Genomic DNA, 18,215 nt, shown 5'->3' on the forward strand with positions numbered 1-18,215 from the left:
CGGCGGGGCCTCCGTCATGGTCGTGAAGGCCTGGTGCCTCGTCAAGGCACTGCGCACGCGCTCCGACCTGTGTGAATGCCAGACTGGCCGAGGGATGGCGGGAACCCGTCACCCCAGGTCCGGGACAAGCCGGATCTGTCGGGCAGTCGGAACGAACGGATCGATCGGACGGACCGCATGGATCGGGACGGATCGAACCTGGACCGGGAGGCGGACGATGGACGAGGCGCGGGCGCGGGACGTACTGGCGGCGGCGGGCGTGCCGGCCGGCCCGGCGGAGGACGCGCGGCTGCTCGCCCTGGGCGAGAACGCGGTCTTCGCCGCCGGTGACCTGGTCGTCAAGGTGGGCCGCGACGCCGAACTCCTGGACCGGGCGCGCAACGAGCTGGCCATCGCGGTGTGGCTCGCCGAGGCGGGCGTGCCCGCGGTACGGGCGGCGGACCCCGGGGCACGGCTGGTCGAGGGACACCCGGTGACCGTGTGGCACCGGCTGTCCGACGCGGTACGGCCCGCCGAACCACGGGATCTGGCCGAACTGCTGCGGTTGGTCCACGCGTTGCCCACCCCCTCCCCCGACGTCCTCGCGCTGCCGCCCCGCGAGCTGCTGGGCGGGGTGGAGCGCTGGCTGCGGCTCGCCGGTGATGCCGTGGACCCGGCGGACGCGGCGTATCTACGCGAGCGCCGCGACGGCTTCGCGGCGGCCTCGGCCGCGCTCACTCCGCGGTTGTCGCCCGGCCCGATCCACGGGGACGCGCTGCCGCGCAATGTGCACGTCGGCCCGGACGGCCCGGTCCTGGTGGACCTGGAGACCTTCTCCTCCGACCTGCGCGAGCACGACCTGGTGGTCATGGCCCTCTCCCGGGACCGCTACGGCCTGCCGGCCGAGGCCTACGACTCCTTCACCGAGACGTACGGGTGGGACGTGCGCGAGTGGGAGGGCTGCCGGGTGCTGCGGGGTGCCCGCGAGACGGCCAGTTGCGCCTGGGTGGCCCAGCACGCGCCGAGCAATCCCCGGGCGCGGGCCGAGTTCGAGCGGCGGGTGGCGTCCCTGCGGGACGGGGACGAGACGGTGCGCTGGTATCCGTTCTGAGGGGCAGGTGCGAGGAGTCGCTCCGTGCCACCCGTGGCGCCGCCGGGTGGAAGGCGGTTCAGGCCGGCTCGTCCGCCAATTCCCGCAACGGCCACACCGCGTCGACCACGGCCGCCGGGTTTCCCTTGCGGCGCAGGAAGTCCTGGAAGTCCGCCGCCCATTCGGCGTACCACTCGATCTGGCGGCGGTGCAGCTCCGCCGGGCCGAGGGCCGCGATCTTCGGGTGGCGGTCGGCTATCGCGCCGGCCAGCCGGGCCGCGGCGAGGGCGTCGGCCGAGGCGTCGTGGGCGGAGTCGAGCGCGACTCCGTACTCCGTGCAGACTGCCTCGAGGTTGCGCTTTCCGCGGCGGTAGCGGTCGACCCAGCGGTCGATGGTGTACGGGTCGATGACCGGCGCGGGGTCCAGGCCGCCGCCCAGTCGGTCGCGCAGGGACGGCAGTCCGTGGCGCCGGAGTTCGGCGGCGAGCAGGCTCAGGTCGAAGGCCGCGTTGTAGGCGACCACCGGGACGCCCGTCTTCCAGTAGGTGACGAGGACATCGGCGATGGCGTCGGCGACCTGGTCGGCCGGCCGGCCCTCGCCGGCGGCGCGCTCGTTGCTGATCCCGTGGACGGCCACCGCGTCCGCCGGGATCTCCACGCCCGGGTCCGCCAGCCATTCCCGGTGTCCCATGGGCTGTCCGCCCCTGACCTCGATCACGGCTCCCGTGACGATCCGTGCGACGAGCGGATCGGTCCCGGTCGTCTCCAGGTCGAAGCCGACCAGCAGCTCCTGGTGCCAGGCCATCGGCGGCCCCCCTTCTTGGTGGTGCTTTCCCCCAGTGGCCTCCACCCTCCCATGTGCCACTGACAATCAACCGACCGCCTGTCGTCCGCCCGGCTCGAGCGGGGACATGAGCCGGTCAGGACACAGGGCGCGAATCCGCCCAGGCCACCTCGAACTCCTCGCGATATGTCGGGAAAAGACCGCTGTCGTCGATGTCGCCCGGCTTGACCACGCGGCTGCCGCCGCGCAGCACCAGCACCGGCGCCTCCATGCCCCGCGCCCGCCGCAGATAGGACTGCACGACGGCGACGCCGTCCGAGCCGTCGCCGTCGACGAGGTACGCGGTGAAACGGGGGGTTTCGTCGTAGACCTGGATCTCGAAGGCGCCGGGGTCGCGCAACCTGGAGCGGACCCGGCGCATGTGCAGGATGTTCATCTCGACGGCGCGGCTCAACTCACCGCGCTTCATGCCGAGTTCCCGCTCGCGCCGCTTGACCGCGCTGGAGGCCGGGTTCAGGAACAGCAACCGTACCCGGCAGCCGGACTCGGCCAGCCGCACCAGCCGCCGGCCGGAGAAGTTCTGCACGAGCAGGTTGAGGCCGATGCCGATCGCGTCGAGCCGGCGGGCACTGCCGAAGATGTCCTCGGCCGGGAACTGGCGCATGAGCCGGACCCGGTCGGAGTGCACGGCGACCACGTCCGCGTACCGGTCGCCGACGAGGTTCTCGACCGCGTCGACCGGCAGCCTTCGCGCGGACGGCACGTCGCTGCCCGTGCCGAGTATGTCCAGCAGCTTGGCCGAGGCACGCTCGGCCTGGCCCAGGACGGCCTCCGAGAGCGCCCGGTTGCGCGAGACGACGTTGCGGGTCACCTCGAGCTCGTCGAGGGCGAGTTCCACGTCCCGGCGCTCGTCGAAGTAGGGCTCGAAGCACGGCCAGTGCTGCACCATCAGCTCGCGCAGCTGCGGCAGGGTGAGGAAACTGAGGACGTTGTCGTCGGCGGGGTCGAGCAAGTAGCCCTTGCGCCGGCTCACTTCGCGTACGGCGACGGCGCGCTGCACCCACTCCTGGCCCGCGGGGCCGGCCGCGGCGACCACCCACTCGTCGCCGTGGACGGGTTCGTAGATGGGGCGCAGAACGGCGGCCACGACAGCCCGCAGCCGCTGTTCGACGAGATTCAGCCAGATGTACGCGCGTCCGGCTCGCTGGGCGCGCGTACGCACCTCGCGCCAGGCGTCGGCGTCCCAGTCCAGCTCCGGCCCGATGGCACCCGCGTCCATCGGCCGGGCCAGGGACACCGTGCCGGGCGGGACGTCTGCGGAGTTCCCCTCGTGACCCTCGTCACCAGGGGGCAACTCCAGCCCTCCCGAGCCCACCCGCGCACCGCCTTCCGCTCCCCCGAGCTTCACCCGTCCCAACGATCAAGGAAGGGTACTCCGGGAGCGGTCGGCGGTGCAGCCGGATGGACAGGTCGTTTCTCAACTGCCGGGCTGCCAGTGTCCGTTCTGCGACGCCAGCTCGGCGGGAGTGAGCGGATTCATGGCGGTGACGTCACGGGGGGCGATGGAGAACCCCTGCCAGTGGATCGGCATGGGCTGCTGGTCCTCGTCCCGGGCGATGTGGTGGAAGCCCACGTTCATCCAGACCACGGGGTGGGTGAGGGTCTGCCCGTTGACCCACTTGTCGACGGACTTGCCCGCCCCGGCGGCACAGTTGCCCGGGTTGTTGCTGGCGTACTGCTCGCACTTGTTGTACTGGGTGACGAACACGTCGTGCTTGGTGAAGCTGCGTCCCGGGTACCGGGTCGTCGGCCCCTGGACTATCTCGTACGACCGCGCGTGTCCGTCCTTGTTCTTGCCGGTCGCGCTGACCACGCGCCACCAGCGGTAGGGCTTCGTGTCGCCCGCGAGTTCCTTGGTGACCTTGGTCCGGGTGGTCTTGTTGGTCGGGGCCTCCTGGCCGCTGGCGGGCGCCGTGACCTTCGAGTCGTACTGCTCGACCTTGTTCTTGGAGGAGCCGTCGAGGCCGAAGTCCAGGCGCCAGAAGACGTTGTGGCTGTGGCTGGTGGCGTAGGCCTTGGCGCCCTTGCCGATGGGCCAGCCGCGGCCGTCACCGGCGTCGTAGTCCTCGTAGCTGAGGCTGCCGGTCGCGCCGACGTTCATGTTGATCGTGCCGTCGTCCTGGAAACGCCACTCGGTCATGTACTCGTACCAGCCGACCTGGTTGACCGTGTAGACGAGCAGGTCCTTGCCCTGGGCCTGGAAGACCTTGTTCGCGGAGTCACCCTGCATGCGGTAGGCGTGGCCGCGGGAGCGGGTCGTGGTGCACAGACCCTTGACGTCCGGGTGCTGCGGGTCCCAGGCGTCGGGGACCTTGACGGTCTTGATGGTGCCGCCGGGGCACTCGCCCGACGCCAGGTTCATCAGGCCCTGCGCGAAGCCGAAGCCCGTGAGGTCGTCGTACTCGACGCTTCCGTCGTCGTACGGGACGTCGATCTGGCCGAGCCTGGCGCTGTTGAGGACCTTGATCGGCTTGGTCTCGCCCTTGGGCTGGTAGGAGATGTCCTCCAGGACCAGCCCGGCCTTGGTGTTGTAGTGCCAGCACATCCGCCAGGTCGTGCCGCTGGAGAGCGTCTGCTCGATCCGGTAGGCGGCACTGCACTCGGCGGCGGCCGCGGGAGCGGCCTTCGGCTGGGCGGCGGCCGGTCCCGCACCCGTCGTGGCACCGGCAGCCAGGGCCGCCAGCGAGAAGCCCACGGCCGCCCCTTTGCGGACACGACCGATTCTGTTGACGCGCATGAAGAGATGACTCCCTTACAGGAGAAGCAGGTCGGACAGTGGAAGGAGGGCGGCTCAGCCGCGGTCGAGCTGGGCGACCTTGCGGGCGCTGAGGTCGATCACCAGGGACCTGGCGTCGATCCACGGCCCGTTCTTGGCCTTCGGGAACAGCCGTACGCACCGGTGCTCGCCGCACTTGTCGAGTACGGCGGGCTGGGCGCCCGGCACCGCCCGGTACACCGCGCCGTTGAGCAGCAGCTGGTCCGGGGAGGTGAGCTCCTTGCCGACGGCGTCCTTGTAGTCCGCCCGCAGGCCCGCGCCCAGCGGGTCGGCGATCAGGAGGGCGGCCGCCTCGGCGTTCTCGGCACGGCTCAGCGGCGGCTGGACGCCGTGCTGGGTGCCGGTCTCCACGATCTTCCCGGTGTCGAGGTCGATCGTCTTGGTGACCAGGGTGTCGTCCCGGTAGTCGTAGAACGACACCTCGGCGCGCCGCGGCGCGTTCGGGTCGTCCACCTCGTCGTCCTGCGGCTCGGCGAGGTCGACGCCGAGCCGCTGCGGGCCGCGGTCGCCCTCGACGTCCTCGCTGGAGTTGAACAGCTGCCGGTTCACGGCGATCTTCTCGACGCGCTCGATCTCGTCGTCGGTCAGCGGATCGCGGCCCTTGCCCTTCTCACCCTCGGCCGGTGCCTGCTCGACCACTCCGGGCTGAACGGCGGCCTGCTCCTGGCCTGCCTGCTGGGACGCGGACCGGCTGCCCGAGCCGGTGCCCCCCGTCTCGTCGGCCCCCGCCGTGCCCGGCAGGGTGATTCCGACCATCACGGCGGTCCCGGCCACCGCGATGGCCGCACCGGCCACCACCTTGCCCAGATGGCGGTGCACTATCTTGCGCACATCTTCCCCCTACTCCCCCAAAATCCCCGGGAGTACGTTTTGCCCCACTTTTTCGGCATACCGCGTCCACAGGGAACGCCGTCTGCGCTGGTCGTTCGGTAAGAGGGACGTAAGTCATAGGTGGTTCCATCACTTTCGGGGAGACTCGGAAGCAAGGCACCCCGGCAGCGCGCTACAGCTGAAAGAGTCCTATACATGCAGGTCTGGCCTGGAGAGGCATATCCACTCGGTGCCACGTACGACGGCGCCGGCACCAATTTCGCGGTCTTCACCGAGGCCGCGGACCGAGTAGAGCTGTGTCTGTTGCACGACGACGGCTCGGAGACGGCGGTGGAGCTGCGCGAGAGCGACGCGTTCGTCCGGCACGCCTACGTGCCCGGCATCATGCCGGGACAGCGGTACGGATTCCGCGTGCACGGCCCCTTCGCCCCCGAGCGCGGCCTGCGCTGCAACTCGGCGAAACTGCTGCTCGACCCGTACGCGCGGGCCATCAGCGGGTCGGTCCACTGGGGCGAGGAGGTCTACGGCTACCACTTCGGCGCGCCCGACAAGCGCAACGACCTGGACTCGGCGCCGCACACGATGACCTCGGTCGTGGTCAACCCCTACTTCGACTGGGGCGACGACCGGCGGCCGCGCACCGAGTACCACCACACGGTGATCTACGAGGCCCACGTGAAGGGCCTCACCATGACCCACCCGGGGCTGCCGGAGGAGCTGCGCGGCACCTACGCGGCACTCGCCCACCCGGCCATTATCGAACACCTGACCGAGCTCGGCGTCACGGCGCTCGAGCTGATGCCCGTACACCAGTTCGTGAACGACCACCGTCTGGTGGACATGGGCCTCAACAACTACTGGGGCTACAACACCATCGGTTTCTTCGCCCCGCACAACGCGTACGCCTCCTGGGGCGACCGCGGCCAGCAGGTCCTGGAGTTCAAGTCGGCGGTCCGGGCGCTGCACGAGGCCGGGATCGAGGTGATCCTGGACGTGGTCTACAACCACACCGCCGAGGGGAACCACCTGGGTCCGACGCTGTCCTTCCGGGGCATCGACAACCCGCAGTACTACCGGCTCACGGACGACCCGCGGTACTACATGGACACCACGGGGACCGGGAACTCCCTGCTCATGCGGTCCCCGCACGTGCTGCAGCTGATCATGGACTCGCTGCGGTACTGGGTGACCGAGATGCACGTCGACGGCTTCCGCTTCGACCTCGCGGCGACGCTGGCCCGCCAGTTCCACGAGGTGGACCGGCTGTCCTCGTTCTTCGACCTGGTGCAGCAGGACCCGATCGTCTCCCAGGTGAAGCTGATCGCCGAGCCGTGGGACGTGGGCGAGGGCGGCTACCAGGTGGGCAACTTCCCACCGCTGTGGACCGAGTGGAACGGCAAGTACCGCGACACCGTACGGGACCTGTGGCGCGGCGAACCGCGCGCGCTCGCCGAGTTCGCCTCCCGGCTGACCGGCTCCTCCGACCTCTACCAGGACGACGGCCGCCGCCCCCTCGCCTCCATCAACTTCGTGACCTGCCACGACGGCTTCACCCTGCACGACCTCGTCGCCTACAACGACAAGCACAACGACGCCAACGGCGAGGACAACCGGGACGGCGAGAGCCACAACCGGTCCTGGAACTGCGGGGTGGAGGGCGACACCGACGATCCCGCCGTGCTGGAGCTGCGGGCGCGGCAGATGCGCAACTTCATGGCCACGCTGATGCTGTCCCAGGGCGTGCCGATGATCAGCCACGGCGACGAGGTCGCGCGCACGCAGCACGGCAACAACAACGCGTACTGCCAGGACAGCGAGCTGGCCTGGGTGCAGTGGCCCGACGGCGAGGACCAGGGCGGCGAGCTGCTCGCCTTCACGCGCGCGATCGTGCGGCTGCGCCGGGACCACCCGGTCTTCCGCCGCCGCCGCTTCTTCCACGGGCGGCCCGTGGAGGGCACCCACGACGAGCTGTCGGACATCGCCTGGTTCACCCCGGAGGGCAAGGAGATGGCCCAGCGTGACTGGGACTCGGCGCAGGCCTCGGCGCTGTCGGTGTTCCTCAACGGGAACGCGATCTCGGAGCCCGGGGCGCGCGGCGAGCGCATCACCGACGACTCGTTCCTGCTGATGTTCAACGCCTCGCCCGAGCCGCTGGAGTTCGTGGTGCCGGTCAACCACGGCCGGCAGTGGCAGGTGGTGGTCGACACCGCCGCCACGGACGGGGTGCCCGCCGACGCGGGCCGGAAGGTGCAGGCCGGGGACCGGCTGACGCTGGTGGACCGGAGCATGGCGGTGTTGCAGCGGCCCGTGTAGCGCGGTCGCGGTGGCCCGTGCGGGCGCGTCCGGACCGGGCGCGCCCGCCGTGTGCGGGCGGGGCATTCACGGGACACATGCGGGAGCGATGACACGAAAGGCGGCGGGGCGGGTACGTAGGTTGGCATGACATCTGAGCGACCTGACCCGGTGGGCGCGGGCGGCGGCGTGCCCACGGCCACCTACCGGCTGCAGCTCCAGCCCGAGTTCCCGTTCGCCGCGGCGGCGGCGGCCGTGCCGTACCTGGCCTCGCTCGGCGTCTCGCACCTGCACCTGTCCCCCGTCCTCGAGGCGGTCCCGGGCTCGGCGCACGGCTACGACGTCGTGGACCACGCGCGCGTGCGGGACGAGCTCGGTGGCGAGGAGGGCCTGCGGGCGCTGGCCCGCACCGCGCGGGAGCACGGGCTCGGTCTGGTGGTGGACATCGTGCCGAACCACATGGCGATGTCCCCGCGCCACAACCGCGCCCTGTGGGGACTGCTGCGGGAGGGCCCCAAGTCGCCGTACGCGCGATGGTTCGACATCGACTGGGAAGCGCAGGGCGGCCAGGTGCTGCTGCCGGTACTCGGCCGCCCGCTGGGCGAGGAGATCGGCGCCCTGCGGGTCGACGGCGACGTCCTGCGCTACTACGACCACACGTTCCCGTTGCGCGAGGGCACCGAGGAGCTGCCGCTGCCGCAGCTCCTGGACGCCCAGTGGTACCGCCCCGTGTGGTGGCGGCTGGCCCGGACCGAGCTGAACTACCGGCGTTTCTTCAGCATCTCCGAGCTGATCGGGGTGCGGGTCGAGGACCCCGAGGTGTTCGAGGCCACGCACGCCAAGATCCTCTCGCTGCTCCACGAGGGTGTCGTCGACGGGCTGCGGATCGACCACCCCGACGGCCTCGCCGACCCCGACACGTATCTGCGACGGCTGCACGAGGCGACCGGGGGCCGCTGGACGGTCGTGGAGAAGATCCTCGCCGACGGAGAACGGCTGCCCGCCTCCTGGCCCGTCGCGGGCACCACCGGCTACGACGCCCTGCGGTACGTCGACGGGCTCTTCACGGACCCGGCCGGAGCCGGGGAACTCCTGGGCCAGTACCGGCGTTTCGCGGCCCCGCAGACCGACCGGGGCGGGGACTGGGCGGCGACGGTGCGGCGGGCGGCGTACAAGGTGCTCACGCACGAGCTGGCCGCCGAGATGGACCGGCTGACCCGGCTGACGAGCCGGCTGTGCGCCACGTCGCCGGATCCCGCGCTGCGCGACCGGGCGCCGTGGGCGCTGCGCACCGCACTCCAGGAACTCCTCGTCCGGATGGAGGTCTACCGGCCCTACGACTCCGGTGACGCGGCCGCCGTCGTCACCGAGGAGGCGGCGGCCGAGGCCCGGCTCGCCTTCCTGGTGCCCGAGGAGGCAGGGGCCGTCGACGTGGTGCGGGATCTGGTGCTCGGGCGGGCCGGCGACGGACCCGAGCACGTCGAGTTCCGGACGCGGTTCGCCCAGACCTCGTCGGCGCTGCGAGCGAAGTCCGTGGAGGACACGGCGTTCTACCGCTACGTGCCGCTCCTGGCGACGACGGAGGTGGGCGGGAATCCCGGCAGCCCCGGCGTGTCTCCCGAGGACTTCCACGCCTACTGCGCGCGCGTACAGCGTGACTGGCCGGCCACCGGCACCGCCGTGTCGACACACGACACCAAGCGCAGCGCCGACGTACGGGCGGCCCTGGCCGTGCTCACCGAGTGCCCGCGGCGCTGGGCGGACGTCCTGACCGAGGTGACGCACACCGGCGAGGGCGTACCGGACGCGCAGCTGGCGTGGGCGGCCTGGCAGACGGTGTTCGGGCTGGGCCCGGCGGACCCGGACCGGGTGCGGGAGGCCCTGCTGAAGCATGTGCGCGAGGCCGGGCTGTACACGAGCTGGACCGAGCAGGAGCCGGCGTACGAGGAGGCGGTGGCGGCCTTCGTCTCGGCGGGGCCGTGCGGGGCGCCGGGTGAGCACGTGGCCGCACTGAGAAGGGCGCTGGAGCCCGGCATCCGGGCGAACGTGCTCGGGACTGCTCTGGTCCACCTGACGATGCCGGGCGTGCCGGACCTCTACCAGGGCACCGAGGGCGAATACCGGGCGCTGGTGGACCCGGACAACCGGCGGCCCGTCGGATTCCCCCCGCCGGACGATCCGGGCGACAAGGGCGCGGTGACACGGGCCGCGCTGCGGCTGCGGGCGCGGCGGCCCGACGCCTTCGGCGACGCGGCGACGTACACACCGCTGACCGCCGAGGGCCCCGCGGCGGCCCACTGTGTGGCGTTCGCGCGCTCGGGCGAGGTGATCACCGCGGTGACCCGGCTGTCCCTGCGGCTGGCGGAGACGGGGGGCTGGCGCGACACGACACTGGCCCTGCCGCCAGGACGGTGGGCCGATGCACTGGCCCCGGACACGAACCGCGAGTTCACCGGCCACGCACGCGTGGAGGACCTTCTCGGCCGACTCCCGGTGACATTGCTGGAACGCGTCGACACGACGGCTCCACAGACAGCGGAGAGGACCGCCTGAGGAGCCGGGTGGGGTGCGGGCCGACACGCGCGGTGTTCCGACGCGACGGGCGCGGCGTCCGGGGCGGGCGGGGCGTCCGGGGGCGGGGCAGGCACGGCGTCCGGGGCGGGGCAGGCACGGCGTACGCACCGCGACAGGCACGGCGTACGCACCGCGACAGGCACGGCGTCCTGGCGGCGGAACGCGCGCCGTCCTGACGGCGGCGGGGGCTCAGGGTTCCGGCGGCGCCGAGGGCTCGGGGTTCCGACGGTGGCGGGGCGCCGACCGGGCCGGGCCGGCGCACGTGTCGCCCGTCGCCGGCAGGCACGACGTCCGGGCCTGGGCACGCGCGTCGTCCGCACCGCGACAGGCACGGCGTACGCACCGCGACAGGCACGGCGTCCTAGCGGCGGAACGCGCGCCGTCCTGACGGCGGCGGGGCTCAGAGGCCGGCGGCGCCGAGGGCTCAGCGCTCCGGCGGTGGCGGGGCGTCGTCCGGGCCCGCGGTGCGGCCCGTCGGCCGCGGCGGGGCGTGGGGTGTGGCCGTCGTGAGCGCCGGGGGTCGCGCCCCGGCGGGCGGGTTGCCGTGCTCGCGGGTGACGCCGAGGGGGCCGACCTGTCGGCGGTCGTGCCTCCGGGCGCCCCCTGGAGCCTCCCCCGAGGTGTCCTTGACACGCCACCGAGACCGTGGGGTACTGCGGATTGCGAGGCCGGGCGGACGTGACGGGGGTGAGTCTCCTGCCGGAGCTGCGCTACCCCACTGTGACCGAAATGGTCTCGTCCGCGCGGGCGTTGACCGCTCACCGGCCGGGCGTGTGCACCCTGAGGCAGGTGGGCACCTCCCGCGCCGGCAGGCCCCTGCATCTGCTGTCCCTGGGCCACGCCCGGCGTGCCGTCCTGGTGGTCGCGGGTGCCCACGCCAACGAGCCGGCCGGTGGTTCCACCCTTCTCGCGGTCGCCGAACGGGTGCTGCGCCAGCGGGAGTTGAGGGCCGATCGGTCCTGGCACTTCCTGCTGTGCGCGGACCCCGACGGCGCGAGCCTGCATGTCACCCCGGCACCCCGCAGCCTGTTCGACTACCACCTCGGCTTCTTCCGGCCGGCGGGGCCCGAGCAGCCGGAGTGGTCGCCGTCGGTGCTGCCGCCCGACCGGCTGCCGCCCGAGACCCGGACCCTGACCGGTGTCATCGACGAGCTCCGGCCCTACCTCCAGGTCACCCTGCACGGGACCGACCTGGGCGGCAGCTGGGTGCAGTTGACGAAGGACGTCCCCGGCCTCGCCGAACCGTTCGCCAAGTCCGCGGCGGAGCTGCACATCCCGGTGGAGACGGGCGCCTCGGACGCCGCGGGCTGGCCGGCCTCCGGACCCGGGGTGCACGTGATGCCGGCCCCCGGCGCGGAGGCGGCGTACCCGAGCATGCCGGACGACGCACGGCACAGCACCTGGCACCACGTCCACCGGTACGGCGGGCTGACCGCGGTCGTCGAGGTGCCGATGTGGGCGAGCGACCTGGTGGACGACCCGGCGCCGCACCCCGCCCCGGCCGCGGCGATGCGGTGGCTGGCGGGCCGGCTGCTGCGGGACACGGTGCAGGTGGAGCAGGTGCTCACGGAGGTGCTCCCCCGGCTGGAGGGTGTCGACGGCCCTCTGTTGCGGGCCGCGCGGTGGGGCCTGGAACTGGTGCCGGGGCTGGCCTCGGACTGGGTCCGCATGCCGCCCGCCGACCACACGAGGGCGTACGTCGGCAGCGTGGACGCGTTCGCCCGACGGCTGCCGTTGCGGGCGGCGGCCATGCTGCTGCGGGTCCTGCGGGAGACCGACGACCGTGCGGCGCCGCGTCTGGAACGGCTGGTGGCGACCTGGAGCGACGCCTTCGCGGAGCGCTTCCGGGCCCGCTGGGTGCCCATGGAGCACCAGGTCGAGCACCAGTCCCGTACGGTCGTCGCGGCGGCCCTGCACGCGCGCGACCGGGCGGCCTGAGACCTGTTCCCGGTCCACCCGACCCCCGGGTCCCGACCGGTCCACCCGTCCCGCCCGGCCCACCCGGTCCACCCGGTCCACCCGGTCTGACCGGTCTGACCGGTCTGACCGGCCCACCCGAGTCCACCCAGATCCCGAGTCCACCCAGATCCCGAGCCCGCCCGCCGGCGGGTCCCCGCACCTGTCAGCAGTTGATCGCCCGGCCGTCAGCCGTCCAGGGCGAACACCGCGCCCGTCCGCGCTCCCAGCAGGCAGCCGTTCGAGAACGTCTCCGTGTACTCGACCGGCCGGCCGTTCCACTGCCCACGCGCGTGGGTGGTCACCGGCGCGTAGACCATCGGGCAGTAGGTCTCCTGTACCGGCAGGGCGCTGAGGTCGCCGTCGGCCGCCGCCAGCTGCGCGCAGGCCTCGGCCGCGCGGGAGTGGCCCTGGGGCGGCGCGCACATCAGCAGGGTGCCGCGGGTGTCGCTGGAGCGTGGGTCGCCCTTGGTGACCGTGAGGTAGAGCCAGTTGCCGGGGAGGGCCTCCTGAGCCGTCGCCCGAGCCGGGGCCCAGGCGGTGAGGAGGAGGGCGGCCGCGGCCAGCAGAGCTCCGCGTACCGCTTTCGCCGGAAGGGTGTGCGTGGTTGCAGTTGCCGTCATTCCCGATGCATCGGCACGGCGGCCCCGGAACCCCAGCCCGGCTCACCCGAACGGAAGCCCGCGGGCGCGTACCGTCCGGCGAGCTCGAACGCGGCGAGCACCACCCGCGACTGGTACTCCACCTGGCGGGCGACCGGAATCCAGCGCGCCCCGCACCCGTCGCGGTAGTCGGCGCACCAGTCGTCGACGAGCCGGTCCAGTTCGGGCAGCGCGCCCGTGGGGTCGGTGCCGGCGCGGACGACGAGCTGGTGCAGCAGTCCCGCCGTCCGCAGGGCCAGCCGCCGTCCGGCGATCCGCAGGGCGGCCAGGTGGCCGGTGCTGAGCGGCGGCAGCGGGCGCGCGCCGTCGGCGACGTCGGGGTCCCAGGTGTCGGCCAGTCCGGGGCAGACCAGTAAATAGTCGTCGACCGGTGCGAGCAGCCGGGCCGCGTCCGGGGCGGCCAGGAGGTGGGGCCTGATCCGCGCGAGGAGCCGTTCCAGCCGGGCCGCGTCGTGGCGCAGCGTGTGGCTGACGGTACGCAGCACCGCGACCCGGTCGGGGGGCGGGGAGGCGTCCTCCACGCCGGCCACGCCCCACATGGGCGCCTCGACGATCGCGGTCACCGTGCCGTGCCGGTGGGGATGGAACCAGGTGCTCTCGACGGCGGCCTCGGTGATGGCCGCGGCCAGGTCGCTCACGCGCGGGGGCGGTATCCGGTAGACCGCGGGTCCGAGGCTGGGCCAGTACAGGGTGTCGTACGGGCCGAGTTCGCGCGGTATGCCGAGGCGGGCCGCGCAGTGCGCCACGCGCTGCGCGAGGCCGGGCAGGTCGCGGGTGAGCTCGACGAAGCCGCCGCCGACGTCGACGCCGTGCAGCGAGCACTGGAAGAAGGGCCGCAGTTCGTCCTGGAGGTCGAGCAGGGCCCGCGTCTCCGGCAGTCCGGCACGGTCGGCGCCCTCGGGCAGCCATTCGGGCTGCTCCAGGAAGCCGGGGCGGAAGAAGTTCCGGAAGTAGTTGCCCAGGGTGTACGGGCCGTGCAGCCAGTTCTCGTTGCGGCGCAGCCCGTCCGGGTCGAGGCACAGGAGCAGGTTCCAGGTGGCGTCGGCGTCCTCGGTGAGGCGGGGGTCGGCGAGGGCCCGCTCGGCCAGGCGCAGGACGGTGGCGCCGCCCACGGGTTCGTTGGCGTGCGGTCCGGCGACCACGAGGGCCTGTCTGCCGCCGTGGCCGACGGACAGCAGCCACAGGGGCGAGCCCGCGCGGGACGTGCCGATGCGGCGCAGCCGGGCCTCCCGGGGATGGCGGGCCACGAGTGCGGCCGCCCGGGCACCGAGTTCGTCGACGGTCGGGTAGCGGAGGAGGGGCGGCAGGGCACACCTCCACAATGCGGTGCCGTCGATTCACCTGGTGTGCATGGTGTAGGCACAGTCAGTCACGCCTTGACGAGTACGTCAACACCGTCGAACGGAACGGGTTTTGGCCCGCCACCCGCGAGGAGACGCCCGGTAAAGCCCAGGCCAGAGGTGAGGTTCGGCTCAGTTGACCGCGAGCCGGAACGACATCCGTCCGAAGCCCACCTGGTCGCCCTCGCGGACCACGGCGGCGCCGATAACCCGCCGGCCGTTCACCGTCGTGCCGTTGGTGGAGCCGAGGTCCCGCAGCACCCACATGCCGCCCTGACGGCGGAGTTCGGCGTGCACGCGGGAGACCGTGTCGTGGGTCAGCCGCAGCCCGCTGGCCGGGTCGCGGCCGATGCGCAGCGGATGGCCGTCGCCGGGGTGCGGCAGCAGCAGCTTGGGGAGCCGCTCGGCCTGCCAGGCCCTGCGCAGCCGTACGGTGAAGCCGGAGACCGCCTCGACGGTGCCGAACACCAGGCGGGAGACCCGGCTCTCGGTGGGCAGGTCGGCGGTGAGCACCGCGAGCTCGTCCGACCGGCGGGCGATCAGCGCCAGCTCCATCCGGCGGACGAAGGTGTCGTGCGACAGACGACCCATGGCGACGCCGTCACGCAACACCTGAAGCGCCCTGTCGCGCTCCGCGTCGGACAGCCGCGCGGGGTACGTGTTGAACTCGAAAGACGACGTCACGTTCGCGATTGTCGGGCAGCGGGCCGCGCGTGTCCAGAAAACGCGAGAACGGCCGCCCCGCACGCGTACCTGACGACACCCGCCGTAAAAGGGGTGATTCAAAAGCACATTGACCTCGTTTGACGCACCATGGACGTGCTACTCCACGGTGAGCAGACGAAGGGGAACCGTCCGTGCAGTTCGAGGTGTGGGCACCGCAGGCCGGCCGTGTGACGCTCCATTGCGAGAGTGCCACGCGCGCGTTGGAACGCGATCCCGAGAGGGCCGGATGGTGGAGGGGGGACGCGGAGGCGCGGGACGGCACGCGGTACGGCTTCGCGCTGGACGACGGTCCCGTGCTGCCCGACCCCCGTTCGCGCCGGCAGCCGGACGGTCCGGACGGGCTGAGCGCGGTCGTCGACCACGGGCGGTACGCGTGGCGTGCCGAGTGGCCCGGACGACCGTTGCCGGGCGCCGTCCTCTACGAGCTGCACGTGGGCACGTACACCCGCGAGGGCACCCTGGACGCGGCCGCCGAGCGGCTCGGACACCTCGTCGAACTGGGCGTCACCCACGTCGAGTTGATGCCGTTGTGCCCGTTCCCGGGGCGGCACGGCTGGGGGTACGAGGGGGTCTCGCTGTGGGCCGTGCACGAGCCGTACGGCGGGCCCGAGGCGCTGAAGCGTTTCGTGGACCGGGCCCACGAACTCGGCCTGGGCGTGGTCCTGGACGTGGTGCACAACCACCTGGGCCCGTCGGGCAACTACCTGCCCGCGTTCGGCCCCTACTTCACCGACACGCACCACACCCCCTGGGGATCCGCCGTCAACCTGGACGCGCCGGGTTCGGACGAGGTGCGCGCGTACCTGCTGGGCAGCACGCTGGCATGGCTGCGCGACTACCGGATCGACGGGCTGCGCCTGGACGCGGTGCACGCGCTGGCGGACACGCGCGCGTGCCACTTCCTCGAGGAGCTGTCGACGGCCGTGGACGCGCTCGCCGCCGAGGAGGGGCGGCCGCGCTTCCTGATCGCCGAGTCGGACCTGAACGACCCCCGGCTCATCACGTCCCGTCAGGAGGGCGGTCTCGGTCTGCACGCGCAGTGGAACGACGACTTCCATCACGCCCTGCACACCGCGCTGACCGGTGAGTCCCAGGGCTACTACGCCGACTTCGCGCGCGCTCCCCTCGCGGCCGTCGCCAAGACACTCGGCGGCGGCTACTTCCACGACGGCACGTACTCGAGCTTCCGGGGCCGGCGCCACGGACGTCCCCTCGACCGCGCGCGGGTGGCCGCGCACCGGATCGTCGGCTACAGCCAGACCCACGACCAGATCGGCAACCGCGCCCAGGGCGACCGTCTCGCGGCCTCGCTGTCCCCCGGGCTGCTGGCCTGCGCGGCGACGCTGACGCTGACCTCCCCCTTCACCCCGATGCTGTTCATGGGCGAGGAGTGGGCGGCGGGCACGCCCTGGCAGTTCTTCACCGACCACACCGATCCCGAGCTCGCCGAGGCCGTACGGCAGGGCAGGCGGCGTGAGTTCACCGCGCACGGCTGGGCCGAGGAGGACGTACCCGATCCGCAGGACCCGGCCACCCGGGACCGCTCCTGTCTCGACTGGTCCGAGCCGGAGCGCGAACCCCACGCGCGCGTGCTGGCCTGGTACCGCCGACTCGCCGCACTGCGCCGCGAGCAGGCGGACCTCACCGACCCCGACCTCGCCGACATCAAGGTGGCCTACGACGAGGACGAACGCTGGCTCGCCTTCCGGCGCGGGGACGTACGCGTGGCCGTGAACCTCGCCGAGAAGCCGGCGGCGATCCCGCTGGGCCCACGCCGGGCGGAGGTGCTGGCCGCCTGGGAGCCCGTACGGGCACCGGGCGCGGACGGCGTACTGCACGTGCCCGGGGAGTCGGCCGTAGTGCTGCTGCAGCGGTAGCACCGACGGCCGCACTCCGGCAGAGGTGGCGCCGGCCGCCGGGCGTCCGCAGGGGCAGCGACCGACGGTCGTGCTCCGGCAGGGACAGCGACCGACACTCCTGCTCCTGCGGGCGGGCGCACCGGACGTCGGACTTCCGCAGGCGTGCGCACCAGACGTCGGACTTCCGCAGGCGTGCGCACCGAAGGTCGCGCGTCCGCCGGCTGGCGCACCGGACGTCGGGCTTCCGCAGGTGTCGGCGCCGGGGCGGCCGTGGGTGGTCCACCCGCTAGCGGGTGTCGTCCGCGTCGTCGTCCCGCAGTTCCGTCACCCGCTCCAGGAGGATGGCCTCCCAGGCGCGCCGCAGTCGGGTGTGCAGGAGTGGCGGCGCCACGGTGCCGCGGGCGTCGACGTGTTCGGCGAGGCGGATGACGGTGTCGCAGCGGGCGAGCCAGAGGCCGCGCAGGCAGGGGCGGGCGCCGTAGCCGGCGAGGGTGGCGGCGCGGACGGCGGCGGGGGATCCGACGGCGATCGCGAGCCCGGCGATGTCCTCGGCGGGATCGCCGACCGCCGCGCCGGTCCAGTCGAGGACGCCGCGCACCCGGCCGTCGGCGCTGACCACGAGGTGTTCGCCGGTGAGGCCGTGGTGGACGAGGACCGCGCTGCCCGGCTGGGCGGCGAGCTGGACCGCGGCCGCGGACGTGAGCTGGTGGAGGCGGGCGGGGTCGAACTCGTCGGCACGGGCGAGGCGTACGGCGGCGCGCTCGGCGGCGCGGCGCAGGGCTTCCAGGGAGCGCGGGGCCACGTGCGGCAGACCCAGTGTCTCCGCCTGGCGCGCGGGCACCTCGCGCAGTCCCGTGAGCAGCCCCCCCAGATCGGCCTCCCCGAGGGCGGACACGTCGTGGTTCTCGCCGGTGCCGCCGGGAAGCCTGGTGTCCAGGGTGTAGGTGAGGCCGGGCGCCCACTCGCCGTGGGCCACGCTCGTCGGCACCACGACCGGCAGGTACGGGCGGACGAGGTCGCGCAGGCGCAGTTCGCGTCGCTGGCGGACGGCGGCCTCGCGGTCGGGGGCGAGCCGCAGGACGTGGCGGTCGCCGACCCACCAGGCGCGGTGCCCGCCGCCCTCGTTGACCGGCCGGACCGGGGGTCCGGCGGTGTCCGCGCCGTTCCCGGCGACCGGGCCGTTCCCGCCGTCCTCGATCAGGGAGCGGACCAGTCGGCGGACGGTGTCCGCGGTGGGTGTCGATGCCTGGGTCATGGTCGCGCCATCGCCGTCGGGAGGGGTGGAG

General features: G+C 72.9%; 13 protein-coding genes. 5 read left to right on the plus strand and 8 right to left on the minus strand.

The features are described 5' to 3' along the window. The first annotated feature begins 217 nt into the window (after positions 1-217). Entirely contained in the window at positions 218-1,090 is an 873-nt protein-coding gene (locus tag OG985_RS13135) for a phosphotransferase enzyme family protein (RefSeq protein ID WP_371668491.1), read from the plus strand. Between the two features lie 58 nt (positions 1,091-1,148). On the opposite strand, the gene OG985_RS13140 is transcribed toward OG985_RS13135, so the two are convergent. From OG985_RS13140 to OG985_RS13155, 4 genes are all read right to left on the minus strand, one after another. Then, entirely contained in the window at positions 1,149-1,874 is a 726-nt protein-coding gene (locus OG985_RS13140) for a 3'-5' exonuclease (RefSeq protein WP_371668492.1), read from the minus strand. Between the two features lie 115 nt (positions 1,875-1,989). Continuing rightward, the gene (locus OG985_RS13145) at positions 1,990-3,228 is read right to left on the minus strand and encodes an SAV2148 family HEPN domain-containing protein (protein ID WP_371674357.1); all 1,239 of its coding nucleotides are present in this window, start codon (positions 3,226-3,228) and stop codon (positions 1,990-1,992) included. A 102-nt stretch (positions 3,229-3,330) separates the two neighbouring features. Beyond that, a complete protein-coding gene (locus tag OG985_RS13150; protein WP_371668493.1) occupies positions 3,331-4,650 on the minus strand; it encodes a copper amine oxidase in 1,320 nt (439 codons plus the stop codon). A gap of 54 nt (positions 4,651-4,704) precedes the next feature. Next, on the minus strand, positions 4,705-5,520 hold the full coding sequence (locus OG985_RS13155) for a Tat pathway signal sequence domain protein (RefSeq protein WP_371668494.1): 816 nt from the start codon (positions 5,518-5,520) through the stop codon (positions 4,705-4,707). 195 nt (positions 5,521-5,715) lie between these two features. Here OG985_RS13155 and glgX point away from each other — a divergent pair, with 195 nt between their 5' ends. The 3 genes from glgX to OG985_RS13170 all read left to right on the plus strand — a co-directional run bounded on the left by glgX (position 5,716) and on the right by OG985_RS13170 (position 12,324). Continuing rightward, on the plus strand, positions 5,716-7,833 hold the full coding sequence (gene glgX, locus OG985_RS13160) for a glycogen debranching protein GlgX (RefSeq protein WP_371668495.1): 2,118 nt from the start codon (positions 5,716-5,718) through the stop codon (positions 7,831-7,833). A 126-nt stretch (positions 7,834-7,959) separates the two neighbouring features. Next, positions 7,960-10,365 carry a malto-oligosyltrehalose synthase gene (treY, locus tag OG985_RS13165; protein WP_371668496.1) on the plus strand — a complete coding sequence of 802 codons (2,406 nt, stop codon included), beginning with the start codon at positions 7,960-7,962 and terminating at the stop codon, positions 10,363-10,365. Positions 10,366-11,073: 708 nt separating this feature from the next. After that, complete coding sequence (locus OG985_RS13170; RefSeq protein ID WP_371668497.1) at positions 11,074-12,324, plus strand: M14 family zinc carboxypeptidase; 1,251 nt, start codon at positions 11,074-11,076, stop codon at positions 12,322-12,324. Between the two features lie 206 nt (positions 12,325-12,530). Here OG985_RS13170 and OG985_RS13175 read toward each other — a convergent pair whose 3' ends face one another. From OG985_RS13175 to OG985_RS13185, 3 genes are all read right to left on the minus strand, one after another. Further along, complete coding sequence (locus OG985_RS13175; RefSeq protein ID WP_371668498.1) at positions 12,531-12,965, minus strand: SSI family serine proteinase inhibitor; 435 nt, start codon at positions 12,963-12,965, stop codon at positions 12,531-12,533. Next, a complete protein-coding gene (locus OG985_RS13180; RefSeq protein WP_371668499.1) occupies positions 12,962-14,326 on the minus strand; it encodes a M14 family zinc carboxypeptidase in 1,365 nt (454 codons plus the stop codon). Before OG985_RS13180 ends, OG985_RS13175 begins: the two co-directional genes overlap by 4 nt. A gap of 150 nt (positions 14,327-14,476) precedes the next feature. Beyond that, a complete protein-coding gene (locus OG985_RS13185) occupies positions 14,477-15,028 on the minus strand; it encodes an FHA domain-containing protein (RefSeq protein ID WP_371668500.1) in 552 nt (183 codons plus the stop codon). Between the two features lie 173 nt (positions 15,029-15,201). Between OG985_RS13185 and treZ the strand changes: the two genes are divergently transcribed. Next, a complete protein-coding gene (gene treZ / locus OG985_RS13190; protein WP_371668501.1) occupies positions 15,202-16,947 on the plus strand; it encodes a malto-oligosyltrehalose trehalohydrolase in 1,746 nt (581 codons plus the stop codon). Positions 16,948-17,215: 268 nt separating this feature from the next. Here treZ and OG985_RS13195 read toward each other — a convergent pair whose 3' ends face one another. Beyond that, on the minus strand, positions 17,216-18,184 hold the full coding sequence (locus OG985_RS13195) for an aminoglycoside phosphotransferase family protein (protein ID WP_371668502.1): 969 nt from the start codon (positions 18,182-18,184) through the stop codon (positions 17,216-17,218). Positions 18,185-18,215: the final 31 nt, after the last annotated feature.

This window comes from Streptomyces sp. NBC_00289, from assembly GCF_041435115.1.
In the GTDB taxonomy this organism is placed as follows: Bacteria; Actinomycetota; Actinomycetes; order Streptomycetales; family Streptomycetaceae; genus Streptomyces.